This window comes from Streptomyces silvae (genome assembly GCF_016745505.1).
Lineage (GTDB): Bacteria > Actinomycetota > Actinomycetes > Streptomycetales > Streptomycetaceae > Streptomyces > Streptomyces silvae.
Genome location: NZ_JAERUC010000063.1, coordinates 1 through 12,852 on the forward strand (window position 1 = coordinate 1; position 12,852 = coordinate 12,852).

Annotated in this window: 14 protein-coding genes; 8 read left to right on the forward strand and 6 right to left on the reverse strand. The window is 72.9% G+C overall.

Going from position 1 to position 12,852, the window contains the following annotated elements:
- Positions 1 to 36 precede the first annotated feature (36 nt).
- On the reverse strand, positions 37 to 462 hold the full coding sequence (locus JKV81_RS08015; protein WP_129266794.1) for a hypothetical protein: 426 nt from the start codon (positions 460 to 462) through the stop codon (positions 37 to 39).
- 63 nt (positions 463 to 525) lie between these two features.
- On the opposite strand from JKV81_RS08015, the gene JKV81_RS08020 reads away from it, so the two are divergent.
- On the forward strand, positions 526 to 1,482 hold the full coding sequence (locus JKV81_RS08020; RefSeq protein WP_129266793.1) for an LURP-one-related family protein: 957 nt from the start codon (positions 526 to 528) through the stop codon (positions 1,480 to 1,482).
- Positions 1,483 to 1,544: 62 nt separating this feature from the next.
- Here the strand turns inward: JKV81_RS08020 and pcaDC are convergent, their stop codons facing one another.
- Genes pcaDC through pcaH form a run of 4 tightly spaced genes read right to left on the reverse strand, consistent with a single transcriptional unit; the run spans position 1,545 to position 5,378 of the window.
- Positions 1,545 to 2,699, reverse strand: a complete 1,155-nt coding sequence (pcaDC, locus tag JKV81_RS08025; protein ID WP_202075265.1) for a bifunctional 3-oxoadipate enol-lactonase/4-carboxymuconolactone decarboxylase PcaDC — start codon at positions 2,697 to 2,699, stop codon at positions 1,545 to 1,547.
- On the reverse strand, positions 2,696 to 4,021 hold the full coding sequence (pcaB, locus tag JKV81_RS08030) for a 3-carboxy-cis,cis-muconate cycloisomerase (RefSeq protein WP_129266791.1): 1,326 nt from the start codon (positions 4,019 to 4,021) through the stop codon (positions 2,696 to 2,698). The genes pcaDC and pcaB overlap by 4 nt, the downstream gene beginning before the upstream one ends.
- The gene (pcaG, locus tag JKV81_RS08035; protein ID WP_129266790.1) at positions 4,021 to 4,593 is read right to left on the reverse strand and encodes a protocatechuate 3,4-dioxygenase subunit alpha; all 573 of its coding nucleotides are present in this window, start codon (positions 4,591 to 4,593) and stop codon (positions 4,021 to 4,023) included. Before pcaG ends, pcaB begins: the two co-directional genes overlap by 1 nt.
- A complete protein-coding gene (gene pcaH / locus JKV81_RS08040; protein ID WP_372444097.1) occupies positions 4,593 to 5,378 on the reverse strand; it encodes a protocatechuate 3,4-dioxygenase subunit beta in 786 nt (261 codons plus the stop codon). Before pcaH ends, pcaG begins: the two co-directional genes overlap by 1 nt.
- A 167-nt stretch (positions 5,379 to 5,545) precedes the next feature.
- On the opposite strand from pcaH, the gene JKV81_RS08045 reads away from it, so the two are divergent.
- Positions 5,546 to 6,013, forward strand: coding sequence for a MarR family winged helix-turn-helix transcriptional regulator (locus JKV81_RS08045; protein WP_202075266.1), 468 nt, complete (start codon positions 5,546 to 5,548; stop codon positions 6,011 to 6,013).
- Between the two features lie 113 nt (positions 6,014 to 6,126).
- Here the strand turns inward: JKV81_RS08045 and JKV81_RS08050 are convergent, their stop codons facing one another.
- Positions 6,127 to 6,879, reverse strand: coding sequence for a VOC family protein (locus tag JKV81_RS08050; protein WP_202075267.1), 753 nt, complete (start codon positions 6,877 to 6,879; stop codon positions 6,127 to 6,129).
- 162 nt (positions 6,880 to 7,041) lie between these two features.
- On the opposite strand from JKV81_RS08050, the gene JKV81_RS08055 reads away from it, so the two are divergent.
- From JKV81_RS08055 to JKV81_RS08080, 6 genes are all read left to right on the forward strand, one after another.
- Entirely contained in the window at positions 7,042 to 8,718 is a 1,677-nt protein-coding gene (locus tag JKV81_RS08055) for an FUSC family protein (RefSeq protein ID WP_129267226.1), read from the forward strand.
- A complete protein-coding gene (locus JKV81_RS08060; RefSeq protein WP_124275840.1) occupies positions 8,715 to 9,218 on the forward strand; it encodes a MarR family winged helix-turn-helix transcriptional regulator in 504 nt (167 codons plus the stop codon). The genes JKV81_RS08055 and JKV81_RS08060 overlap by 4 nt, the downstream gene beginning before the upstream one ends.
- 593 nt (positions 9,219 to 9,811) lie before the next feature.
- Positions 9,812 to 11,446 carry a sensor histidine kinase gene (locus JKV81_RS08065; protein ID WP_202075268.1) on the forward strand — a complete coding sequence of 545 codons (1,635 nt, stop codon included), beginning with the start codon at positions 9,812 to 9,814 and terminating at the stop codon, positions 11,444 to 11,446.
- On the forward strand, positions 11,443 to 11,850 hold the full coding sequence (locus JKV81_RS08070) for a roadblock/LC7 domain-containing protein (RefSeq protein WP_014152870.1): 408 nt from the start codon (positions 11,443 to 11,445) through the stop codon (positions 11,848 to 11,850). The genes JKV81_RS08065 and JKV81_RS08070 overlap by 4 nt, the downstream gene beginning before the upstream one ends.
- Entirely contained in the window at positions 11,847 to 12,215 is a 369-nt protein-coding gene (locus JKV81_RS08075) for a DUF742 domain-containing protein (protein ID WP_099177518.1), read from the forward strand. The genes JKV81_RS08070 and JKV81_RS08075 overlap by 4 nt, the downstream gene beginning before the upstream one ends.
- Complete coding sequence (locus tag JKV81_RS08080; RefSeq protein WP_099177517.1) at positions 12,196 to 12,810, forward strand: GTP-binding protein; 615 nt, start codon at positions 12,196 to 12,198, stop codon at positions 12,808 to 12,810. Before JKV81_RS08075 ends, JKV81_RS08080 begins: the two co-directional genes overlap by 20 nt.
- Positions 12,811 to 12,852 lie beyond the last annotated feature (42 nt).

The window sequence follows — 12,852 nt, forward strand, 5'->3', positions numbered from 1 at the left end:
CCCTCCGGGCGGACGGCGCTACTTTCAAAACACGCCCTAGATCCGCTGGATCTGGAGACGCAGGTGGTCGACGGCGCCCGCGCTGTCGTCGGAGGGGCCGCGGATGGCCGCGCCGCCGGTGAGCGGGGCGGTCCGGAGCGCCGTCGAGGGGCAGGGCAGGGCGACCGGGGCCGGGTGGCCGGGGAGCACGACGGCCGTCGAGTGGTCGACCGTCCCGTGACAGGAGCTGCCGACGCCCCGTTCGTCCGGGGCATCGGCGACCACGACCGACGCGGCGGCCGCGGGTGTCGGCGTGAAGGCCCTGGCGGCGGCCGCGGAAGGGGCCTGGCCATGGGGCGCGGGGGCCGGCGAGCAGCAGAAGAACACCGCTACGAGCATGAGCGCCCAGGCGGCGGCGACGGGCAGGCCGTTGCCGCTCCGCCACCTGTTCGTCCGCACGCTCGTTCCGGTCATCGCCGACATCGTAGATGGTGTGTGAAACTTCAATGAGTTCGGCCCCACAGCTCGGCAGGATAGTGTGCCCCGGTGACGACGCAATCGAACGTACCTGCGGGCTGGCATCCGGATCCCCACGGCGCGCCCCAGCTGCTGCGCTACTGGGACGGCTCCCGGTGGACCGAGCACACCCACCCGGCCCAGGGACAGGCCCCCGTGCAGGGGCAGTCCCAGGCCCCCGCGCAGGCGGCCGCCGCCCAGCCGCAGGCGGCCCAGCCGTACGCCGCCCAGCCGCAGGCCGCGCAGCCGCAGGCCGGCCACCCGTACGCCGCCCAGCCGAACGCCGCGGTTCCGCAGCAGCCGGCGGGAGTGCCGCAGCAGCACGCCGCCCCCCAGCAGCAGGCCCCCGCCCAGCAGTTCGCCCCTCAGCAAGGCGCACCCGGCGGCGGCTCGCTGTTCAACCAGCAGGTCCTGGTCGTGAACCAGAAGGCCAAGCTGATCGAGCTCACCAACGAGTACAGCGTCTTCGACCAGCAGGGCAACACCGTCGGCTCGGTCGTGCAGGTCGGCCAGAGCGCCGCCCGCAAGGTGCTGAGGTTCGTCTCCAGCATCGACCAGTACCTCACGCACCGCCTGGAGATCCGCGACGCCTACGGGCAGCCGCAGCTGCTCCTGACGCGCCCGGCGAAGTTCATCAAGTCCCGGGTGATCGTGCAGCGTCCGGACGGACAGCCCGTCGGCGAGATCGTCCAGCAGAACGCCATCGGCAAGATCAACTTCGCGATGACGGTCAACGGGCAGCAGGTCGGCGCGATCAAGGCCGAGAACTGGCGCGCCTGGAACTTCGCCATCGTCGACCACAACGACGCCGAGATCGCCCGGATCACCAAGACGTGGGAGGGCCTGGCGAAGACCATGTTCACCACGGCGGACAACTACGTGCTGCAGATCCACTACCAGCTCCCCGAGCCGCTGCTGAGCCTCGTCGTGGCGACGGCACTGACGGTGGACACCGCCCTCAAGCAGGACGCCCGCGGACTCGGCTGATCCTCCGTGGGGCGGGCGTGGACAGGGGAACCCGCGGTTCACGCCCGCCTCCGGGGCGAAGGTCAGCCCGGAGAGGCGCCGTCCCCTTCCTCGTTCATCTCCGCCAGCACCCGCTCGGCCACCGCGAACGCCGAATTCGCCGCCGGGACCCCGCAGTAGACCCCGGTCTGCAGGAGCGCGGCGCCGATCTCCCGCGCGCTGAGGCCGTTGCGTACCGCCGCGCGGACGTGCATCGCCAGCTCGCCGTAGTGGCCGTGCGCGACCAGGGCGGTCAGCGTGATCAGGCTGCGTTCCCGCCGGGACAGCGTCGGGTCGGTCCAGATCTCGCCCCAGGCGTAGCGCGAGATGAAGTCCTGGAAGGGCGCGGTGAACCCGGTGGTCGCCGCCTGCGCACGGTCCACGTGCGCGTCGCCCAGGACCTCGCGGCGCACCGCCGTCCCGCTCCCGCGCTCCCGGGGCGCGAAGTGGGCGCGCAGCGCCTCCCGTACGGGCCCCGGGCGTTCGGCGGGAGCCAGGTGGGAGGCGCCCGCCAGTTCGGTCAGTGCGGCGCCCGGGATCCCGTCGGCGATCTCCCGCGCGTGCGCGGGCGGCGTCGCCGGGTCGTCGCGGCCCGCGATGACCAGCGTCGGCGCGCGCACCGCCGCGAGTCCCGGCCGCAGATCGCACTCCGCGAGCGCGTCGCAGCAGGCCGCGTAGGCGCCGGGGCCCGTGCCCAGGAGGTCGTCGAGCAGCCGCGGCTCGGTGAAACCAGGTGTGAACCAGCGGCCCGCCGCGCTCTCCGCGACCTTGCCGAGGCCCTCGGCGCGCACGAGCGCGGCGCGCTCCCGCCACGGCCCCGGGTCGCCGAAGTGGGCGGACGAACAGACGACGGCCAGGCGGTCCACGCGCTCCGGGTGATGGACGGCGAGCCAGAGACCCACCGCACCGCCCAGCGACACACCGGCGTACGAGAAGCGGTCCAGGGACAGCGAGTCGGCGAGCTCCAGGACCAGCGCGCCCAGATCGGCGACCCCCGCTCCCGGGGCGATCAGCCCGGCCGGCGAACCGCCGTGCCCCGGCAGGTCCCACCGTACGATCCGGTGGGCGGCGGAGAGCTCGGGCGCGACCCCGTCCCAGACCGCCGTGGAGGTGCCCAGCGACGGGCCGAGCAGCAGGGCGGGAGCGCTCGCCGGCCCTTCGGCGCGGTGGTGGAGGAGACGGGCGGGTGTCGTGGTCATCGGCGCTCCAGAGCGCGGTCGGTGAGGAGCCCGGCGCAGCCGGTGTACCGGGCGGGGTCGGTCAGTTCGGCGAGATCGAGGCCGTCGAAGGCGGGCTCCCCGGCGAGGACCTCCGCGAGGGGCCTGCCCTCGTCGCGGGCCAGCCGGGCGGCCCCGGTGAGGATCTCCTTGGCGCGGCCGGGCCCCACCCGGCCGGCGGCCACCGCGGCCAGCCGCTCCGAGACGATCAGCCCGCCGGTCGTCCCCAGATGGTTCCGCATGGCCGACGGGAACACTCGGAGCCCCTCCGTGAGTTCCGCCGCGTCCCGGGCGGCCCCGCCGACCAGCCGCAGCAGATCACGGAGCGGCTCCCACTCGGCGTGCCAGGCCCCGGCCGGCCGCTCGTCCTCGGCGGTGAGCGATCCGTACAGGGTGGCCGCCTGCCCCGGCGCACGCCGGGCGGCGGCGGCGATCAGGGTGGCGCGGACCGGGTTGGCCTTGTGCGGCATCGCGGAGGAGCCGCCGCCGGAGCCCTCCGCCAGCTCGCCGATCTCGGTGCGGGACAGGGTCAGCACATCGGCCGCCGCCTTGCCGAGCGCGCCCGCCGTGAAGGCGAGCGCACCGGCCAGGTCCGCGACCGGCGTACGCAGGGTGTGCCAGGGCAACAGGGGCTCGGCCAGGCCCAGTTCCCCCGCGTAGGCCGCGACGAGGTCCGGCCCCGCCGCGTCCCCGCCGTCCGAGAAGGCCGCCAGCGTCCCCGCCGCGCCCCCGAGCTGGACGGGGAGCGCGCCGCGCACCGCCCGCAGCCGGTCCCGGGCGTCGAGCACCAGCGCACGCCAGCCGGCGGCCTTGAGGCCGAACGTCGTCGGCACGGCGTGCTGCGTCAGGGTGCGGCCCGGCATCGGCGTGTCCCGATGGGCGGCCGCCAGCCGCTCCAGCGCGTCGGCGGTGCGCCCCAGGTCGCCGAGGACAATTCCCAGGGTCCGGGACGCCACGAGCATCGCCGCCGTGTCAAGGATGTCCTGGCTGGTCGCGCCCCGGTGCACGTAGGGCCGCACGTCCTCGTCGACCGCCGCCGACAGCGCGGCGACCAGCGGGATCACCGGGTTCCCCCCGGACCGCGCCCGCAGCGCCAGCTCCCGTACGTCGAACGAGCCGGCCTCCGCCGCCCCGGTGACCGCCCGCCCGGCCCCGGCGGGAGCGAGCCCGCGGGTGGCCTGCGCCCGGGTGAGCGCCGCCTCGGCGTCCAGCAGCGCCCGCAGGAAGGCGTGGTCGCCGGTGGCCGCCTCGGCGGCGGAACCGGCCCGGCCGGGGGCGAGCAGCCCGGCATCGCTCTCGTGCATCAGCTGAACTCCAGGAAGACCGTCTCGCCGTCGCCCTGCAGACGGATGTCGAAACGGTAGGTACGGGCGTCCGTGCGTGTCGCGATCAGTGTGGCGCGCCGCTCCGCGTCCAGCGACTCCAGCAGAGGATCACCGGCCGCCGGGTCCTCGCCGAGCAGATCGGGGAGGTACACGCGGGTGTAGAGGTGGTGGACCACGCCGCGCGCGAACACGGCGGCACAGAGGTACGGGACACCGCCGGGCGGCAGCGTACGCACGAACCAGCGGCCGGCCGCGTCCGTCGGCGCCCGGCCGAACCCGGTGAAGTCCACCCCGTCGCGTCCGATCACCCGGCCGGTCGCCGGGTCGTGGCGCAGCGAGCCGGGAAGCCCGGTGCGCGAGCCGTCGGGGGCGGGCTGCCAGGTCTCCACGATCGCGTCGGGCACGGGGTCTCCCCGGCCGTCGAGCACGTAGCCGTGGACGGTGACCGTGCCGGGGTGCCCGGCCGGGGCGACCTCGCTGCCGCCGGGGAAGGGCAGCGCGTAGCCGTAGAAGGGGCCGACGGTCTGGGAGGGGGTCGGGGCGTGGGACATCAGGCGTGGCCTTCTTCCTCGGTCCAGGTGGCGCACGGTCCGTCGAGGACGATGTCCCAGCGGTAGCCGAGGGACCGCTCGGGGACGGACAGATCGTGGTCGTACGTCGATATCAGCCGCTCGCGCGCCGACCGGTCCGTGACGGAGCGGATCACCGGGTCGTAGGGGAGGAGCGGATCGCCGGGGAAGTACATCTGGGTGACCAGCCGCTGGCTGAAGGACGTACCGAACAGCGAGAAGTGGATGTGGGCGGGCCGCCAGGCGTTGGCGTGGTTGCGCCACGGATAGGCGCCCGGCTTGACGGTGGTGAACGCGTAGCCGCCCTCGTCGTCGGTCAGACAGCGTCCGAAGCCGGTGAAGTTCGGGTCGAGCGGGGCCGGATGCTGGTCGAGCTGATGGGCGTACCGCCCGGAGGCGTTGGCCTGCCACACCTCGACGAGCTGCCCCCGCACCGGCCGGCCGGCCCGGTCCAGCACCCGTCCGGTGACGGTGATCCGCTCCCCGAGCGGCTCACCGTGGTGCTGCGCGGTGAGGTCGCGGTCCAGCGCGGTCACATCGGTGACACCGAAGGCCGGCCCGGACAGCTCGACGGCCTCGGGATCGCGTACGGGGATGAGCGAGCGGTGCGGATGGCGGAAGTGGCTGCTGCGGTACGGCGGATAGTCGCGCGGCGGATGGTGGGCGCCCGGCACGGCCACGGCCTGGGCCCTGGCCACCTCGGCGTCGATCTCCCGCTGGCTCATGCCGTCGGGCAGCGGTTGTGCGGGAAGGACACGTGCGGTCATGTCACGGCTCCGTGAATCCTGGAAATGCTCAGTGCACTGACTAAAATGCGATGGTCATGAAGCTACGCAGGGCTGACCGTCGGGTCAATACCCTCAGTACACTGTGCATCTTCGACGTCCCGGCCCGAATCGGCCGTGGCTGACGACCGACAGAGAGAGGGCCTCCCGTGCAGGCGGTCGACCTGAGCACCCACCCCGGACATCTGGCCCGGCGTCTCCAGCAGGCGCACCACCTGCTCTGGAACACGATGGTCTCCCAGGAGATCACCTCGCCCCAGTTCGCCGTCCTCAACGCCCTGACCGCCGAACCGGGCCTCGACCAGCGGACGGTGGGGGAGCGGGTCGGCCTCGACCGGTCCACCGTCGCCGAGGTGATCACCCGGCTGCTGCGCCGGGAGCTGCTGGACAAGGTGCGCGACCCGGACGACGGGCGGCGCTTCCTGCTCCGTCTGACGGACGAGGGTGCCCGCACCCACCGGCGGCTCGCGCTGCGCACGGTCGGGATGAACCAGGTCTTCCTCGGCCCGCTCTCCGCGGAGGAGCAGCAGACGCTCTTCGGCCTGATGCACAGGGTGGCGGACGCCGCCGAGGCCCTCCGCATGCCGGAAGGAGCCGGGCCGCTCGCCGGCCGGTGAGCCGCCCCCAGTGGTCCGGAAGCCCTAGTGGCCCAGGCGCCCCCGGTGGTCCTGAAGCCCTGGTGGTCCAGGCGCCCCCGGTGGCCCGGGCGCCCTCGGGGAGCCCGGCGCCCTCAGGGGGTGTGGAGGCCGAACCGCGCCCCCAAGGGATCGAGGAGCGTCGCCACCCAGGGCCCGCCCGGGATGTGCATCGGGGGCGAGAGCGGCTCACCCCCCGCGGTCAGCGCCCTGGCGGCGGTGGTCTCCGTGTCGGTCACCGTGAAGTAGGGCAACCAGTGCGGCGGTACGTCGGCGCGCTCGTCGTCGTCCTGCTCCTTCAGGCCGCCGAAGTCGGCCCCGTCCACGCCCCAGTGGGTGAAGTGCTCGGAGGAGCTGACCGTCCAGCCGAGTACGGCCGGGTAGAAGTCGAGCGCCCCCTGCGGATCGGGGGTGCGCAGCTCCACCCACCCCAGGGACCCCGGATCGTTGAACCGCCCCGCACCCGGGAAGGCGCGGGCCTGCCAGAGGGAGAACACCGCGCCCGACGGGTCGGCGGCCACCGTGAACCGGCCCTCGTCGAAGACGTCCATCGGGCCCATCAGCACCGTGCCGCCCGCCGACCGCACGGCCTCGGCGGCGGCGTCCGCGTCCTCGGTGGCGAAGGAGACGGTCCAGGACGGCTGCTGCTCCGGCCGGTAGAGAGGACTGAAGGCCGCGACGGCGTCCTCCCCGAGGCGCGCCGTCGTGTAGCCGCCCGCCTCCGGCCGTGGATCGGTCTCGGAGCGCCAGCCGAACAGCCCCGCGTAGAAGGCCTGGGCCGCCCGCACGTCCGGGGTGCTCAGCTCGACCCAGCAGGGGCCTCCGGGTACCGGTTTCGTGAGCTTCATGCGGTTTCCTCCCGAGGCGCGCCACCGGTCGCATTCCTACGCTGTTGTCCAGCACGCTAGGGCCGCGCGGAGGTGGCGGCTACCGGAGGCGGTCCGCTGCCACCGGGACAGATATTTTATGTGTGTAACACCTGCTAAAGTAAATGAGTGAGTGATACATCCATGCGACCCCGGAAGCCCTCCGTCCACGCACTGCCGGTCACCGGTGTCCTGCGGCTGAACAGCCCCGCGGAGATCTGGTACAAGCCCGCGCTGAGCGTGGTGGTCGCCTCGGCCGTCCCGAACCTGCTGCTCTACTCCCTCGACCGTCTCGACCTCGTCATGTACACGATGGCGGGCTCGCTCTGCGCGCTCTACGGGCACAACCTGCCGTACGCCCGGCGGGTCCACACCGTCCTCCGCGTGATCCTGGGGATGGCCGCGGGACTCGCCGTCGCCCTGGTCGTCGGCTCGCTCACCGACTCGACCGCCGTGCTGATCGCCGTCGGCGCGCTGCTCGCCGCCGTCCAGAAGACCTTCTGCGACGCGACGCGCATCGGCCCGCCCGGCAACGTCATCTTCGCCTTCGTCACCTCGGCGGCGCTCTTCGCGCCGCAGGAGCTCGGGCAGGTGCCGGGGCACATGGGGCTGATGCTGGCCGCGGGCGCGTTCTCGTGGCTGGTCACCGTCGGTCCGGCCCTGTGGCGCAGGGAGGGGCCCGAACGCCTCGCCACCGCCCGCGCGCTCGACGCCGCCGCGGCGTACGCGGCGGATCCCGGCCCCCGCACCCGGCACACCGCGGCGGCAGCCGTCCAGGCGGCCTGGCAGTCCCTGCTCGCCGCCGGGCGCCCCACGGCCGTACGCCAGGAGCTGGAGCGGCTGGTCGTCCACGCCGAGCGGGCCCTCATGACCACGGCGGCCGACGGGGCCGGCCCCGAGGAGCTGCGCCGTTGGGCCGCCGGGACCCGGGCCCGCGGCCCCGTCCCCTGCCCGCCCCCCGCGCCCGGCACCGTCGAGCAGCTCTTCGGGATCGACGCCGAGCGGGCCGGGCAGCGGATGCGGCGCGGCCGGCGTGAGGCGCGGCGCAGGCTGCTGCGCGCGCTCGGCCCCGGCTCCCCGGTGCTGCCGGTGGCCTTCCGCACCCTCGTCGGGTGCGCCCTGGCCGGCTATGTCTCCTCGGCGCTCGGCGTGGGCCACCCGTACTGGGCGATCGTCACCGCGGCCTCCGTCTACCAGCCCAACCTCGTTCTCTCCTGGAGCAGGGCGCTGCAGCGGACCGTAGGCAACCTTCTCGGGGTGCTGGTCTTCGCCGCCGTCATCCCGCTCGCCCGGCTCGACCCGCTCGCCCTCGTCCTCTGCGTGCTGTTCTTCAACTTCGCCGCCGAGGCCCTGATCACCCGTAACTACTGGCTCGGATCCGTCGCCGTCACCCCGATGGCCCTGCTCATCCTGGAATTCGGCGGCTTCCAGCCGGCGGGCGAGCTCGTCGCCGACCGCGCCCTGGACACCCTGGTCGGCGTCGCGGTCGGCTTCCTCGCCGCGATCGCCGTCACCAACCGCCGGGCCTCCGGCCGCGTGGAACGGGCCCTCGCCGCAGCGGTGGACGCCCGGCACCGCGCCGAGCTGGCGGTCGCCGACCCGGCGGTCGACACCCTCGTACTCGAAACGGCGCGCAGGAGGCTGACGGCCTCCCTCGTCGAGCTGCGCGACGCCGGTGACGTCGCGTCGGGGGAGTGGTGGCAACGCGCCCTGCCCGAGGAAGAGCTGCTGGCCGCCGAGCAGGCAGGACACCGTACGCTCGCGGCGACAGCACAACGGCAGGGGCTGATCACCCTGCCCCCGGCGAACGGAGCGGTGTGACCGACGACATCGTGGCCTCGGTGGTACGGCAGTGGCAGGCCGTCAGCCCGGGACTCGACACGGAACCGATGGCACTCATTGGCCGCATCAACCGCTGCGCGGCCCTCCTCCAGCAGGCCGAGGACGCCCCGCTGCGGGCCGCCGGACTCACCCGGGCCGAATTCGACCTGCTCGGCGCGATGCGGCGCACCGACCGCGAACTCACCCCGGGCGAACTGGCCCGTGAGACCTTCTCGTCCGGGGCCGCCGTCACCAAGCGGCTGCGCGCCCTGCAGGAGTCCGGTCTGATCCACCGCCGCAGCGACGCCAGGGACCGCAGGGTCGCCCACGTCGGGCTGACGGACGCGGGACGCGACCTGGTCGACCGTCTGCTGCCCGAACAGCTCGCCTACGAGCGGTCGGTGCTCTCCGGACTCGACGAGAAGACCCGAGGCGCACTCAGCGGACAGCTCGGCGAGCTGCTGGTGCAGCTGGAGGGCCGGCTCGGCGGCCGCCGCTGACCCGGACCGAGCACCGCCCCCGGCCTCACCGAGAGTGAGCGGTTCACGGGCGGCCGGCCGAGGTGGCGCCGCCAGCTCCCGCCGCCTCCGGCCGGAGGCGCGGTGGGGTGGATTCCGCGCCGTAGCGCTCGTACATCCGTACGTCGCTCACGGATCTGCTCCTTTCGATCCGATTCGATCACATGTGCCCTTGTCCCGCTCTGCGGGGCAGGGGTATTCGTGCGTATCAGCGGTTCTCGCTCGCTTGTGCGCACTATTTCTTGTTGCTGCTGGAGATTGACCCTGTCCGGCGAGCGTCGCCTCCGCCTCTCTGTCCCATGGAGAGGGACAGGTGGGTCTGCTTTCTCCCGATTCCCTCACGGCGTCACTCCCCGCGCACGCGCGACGTCGGTGAGTGCGAAAACTGGCGAGTGTATTACTGCGAGCGTGCTCGCGCAGGGGGTTGGGCGAATATGCCGAAGCACTGTTCTGATCTGGTTAGGCTCACGCGCAGTGAAGCCGAGTTGATATGAATTCGAGCGCTTGTACACACCTATGCGTGCAAGTGCGTGTACCTCCCGAATACTTCCCGAATCAACCGCCAGAGGGTTTAGATGGTCCGTGTTGAATCACCGCCGACCAAAAGAGACATCCCCGTAGTGCGCGCCGCACTCCTGCCCGTCGTGCTGATGGCTGGTGCGACGGCGGCCGGCGCGGTGCCGGTCACGGGGGCCACGAGGGCGGCAGTCGTCTGGTGCGGAGCGTTCGCCACCGTCGTGGTCGCCACGCTCACCGTCGTGCTGAACCGCCGCCGCCGGGCGATGCACGTCCAGCGCGCCGCGTACGAACAGCGCATCGCCTACCTGGAACACCGCATCGCCTCGTACGACCAGGAGACGGAGCGGCTCAGCAAGGAGCTCCTGCCCGCCGCGATCCGCAGGCTGCGCGCCAGCAACTCGCCGCAGGAGGTGATGCGCGACGTCGTCGACGCGGACGCGTCGTACCGCAACCTCCCCAAGGCACAACGCGCCCTGGTCCTCCAGGTCCTCGACATCATCGACAACGAGGAGGCGATGCGTGACTCCGCGCAGCGCGCCTTCGTCAGCGTCGCGCGCCGCGTCCAGGCCATCGTCCACCGGCAGGCCAGTGAGCTCCGGGAGATGGAGGACCACCACGGCCGCAACCCCGATGTGTTCGACGACCTGCTCCGCATCGACCACGGCACCGCGCTGATCGGGCGGCTCGCCGACTCCATCGCCGTGCTCGGCGGCGCCCGCCCCAGCCGCCAGTGGCCCAAGGCCGTACCGCTGTTCAGCGTGCTGCGCGGCGCCATGTCCCGGATCCTGGAGTACCAGCGCGTCGATCTGCACTCGATCGCCAAGGTCGCCATCGTCGGCACCGCGGTCGAGCCGCTCATCCACGCCTGTGCCGAACTCCTCGACAACGCGACGCGCTACTCGCCGCCGCAGACCCGGGTGCACGTCACCGCGGTCGAGGTGCAGACCGGCATCGCCATCGAGATCGAGGACGGCGGCGTCAGCCTCAGCGAGGAGGCCCGGGTCAGGGCCGAGAACATGCTCGCCCAGGCCCAGGCCGGCATCAACATGAACGACCTCGGGGAGTCCCCGCGGCTCGGCATGGCCGTGGTCGGACGCCTCGCCCGCATGTACCAACTCCAGGTCTCCCTCCGCCAGTCCGCGTACGGAGGGGTCCGCGCCGTACTCATCGTGCCGCGCGACATGATCACCACCGGCCCGGCCCCCGGCATCGCGCACGGCATCGGCGCCACCTCGCGGCCGCAGAGCTCGCTCGACATGTCGCAGATGCAGCACGTCGTCCCGCCGCGCGGCAAGCACAAGGCGCGCCCCGCCGCGACCGGGCCCGTCCCGTCGCTCGCGTCCTCCGCCCCCACCCCCGCACCGGCCCCGGCGGCGTCCGCCACACGGCCCGCAGCCCCCGCGGCGGCCATGGGCGACGACGAGATCGTCGTGACCGAGTGGACCGAGGGCGGACTCCCGCAGCGCCGCAGCCGCGGGCGCGCGCCCCTCGGCTCGCACAACCTCCCGCAGCAGTCCGCGCCGGCCACGGAGCCCGCCGCGCGCAACGGGCACAACGGACAGGGCGGGGGCGGCTCGGCACCGCCCGGTCTCTGGCTGGAGGCCTTCACCCAGGCCGTCAACGGTGTGCCCAAGGAGCCGAAGCACGACACAGACTCTGACGACGTGTGGGACAAGGGAGACGAGAAGTGATCCAGCAGCGGGGAAACATGGACTGGATGCTCAAGGAACTGGCCGACGACGTACCGAGCATCCACCAGATCGTGGTGCTCTCCGCCGACGGCCTCCGCATCGCCCGGCACGGCGGCGACCCCGACGTCGCCGACCGTCTCGCCGCCGCCTGCGCCGGACTGCAGAGCCTGGCCGCCGCCGTCGCCACCGAGATCCCCTACAGCGACGGCCTGATGAAGCTCGTCGTCATCGAGGTCACCGGAGGGTTCTTCTACCTGATGGCGGCGGGCGCCGGCGCCTACCTCGCGGTCCTGGCCGGCGAGACGGTGGACGCGGGACTGGTGGGCGCGCGCATGCGCGACATGGTCGTCCGTATCGGCGCGCACCTGACGAGTCCTCCGCGCCACGACGGGCAGGCCGGATGAGTCCTCCCCGACGAGAACGCCGAAAGGCCGACCCGGCGCTGAGCGACCCGGAACGGCTGTACGTGATCACCGGCGCCCCCGACGGCGAACGAGCGGCACTGGACCTCGTCACGATGGTCGTGGCTCAGGCCGAGCCGTCGCCCATGGTCCAGCCCGAGCAGGCCGCGATCCTGCGGCTCTGCAAGGCGCCGTTGTCCGTCGCCGAGATCTCGGCCTATCTGAGCCTCCCCTTCAGCGTGGTCACCTCGCTCCTGACAGAACTCCTGGCGACCGAACTGGTCGAATCGCGCGCGCCCGTCGTCCGCGCCTCGCTCCCGGACCGGTCCCTTCTCGAAGCGGTGATGCATGGACTTCAGAAGCTCTGACACGATCACGGGCCCCCGCAGCGAGGACGTCCTTCCCAGTACGGCCACGGCCGCGGTGAAGGTCGTCGTCGTGGGCGGGTTCGGGGTCGGCAAGACGACCATGGTCGGCTCGGTGAGCGAGATCCGGCCCCTGACGACCGAAGAGACCATGACCCAGGCCGGGGTCGGCGTGGACGACAACGTGGGTGTGGAGACCAAGACCGCCACCACCGTCGCCATGGACTTCGGCCGGATCAGTCTCAGCGAGGAACTGATCCTCTATCTGTTCGGCACCCCCGGCCAGGAGCGCTTCTGGTTCCTCTGGAACGGCCTCTTCGAAGGCGCACTCGGAGCCGTCGTCCTCATCGACACCCGGCGGCTCCAGGTCAGCTTCGACGTCATCGGCAGGCTGGAGGAGCGCGGTGTGCCGTTCGTCGTCGCCGTCAACACCTTCCCCGACGCGCCGCACCACCCGGTCGAAGCCCTGCGCGCCGCCCTGGACCTGTCGGACGAGGTCCCGATGATCGACTGCGACGCCCGGCTGCGCACCTCCAGCCGCGATGTGCTGATGACCCTGATGCGCTACCTGCACCGACTCGCGGTGCCGCTCGCCTGACGGCGGCCCCTCTGCCTCCCGAACGGGCCCTGTCCCCACGCG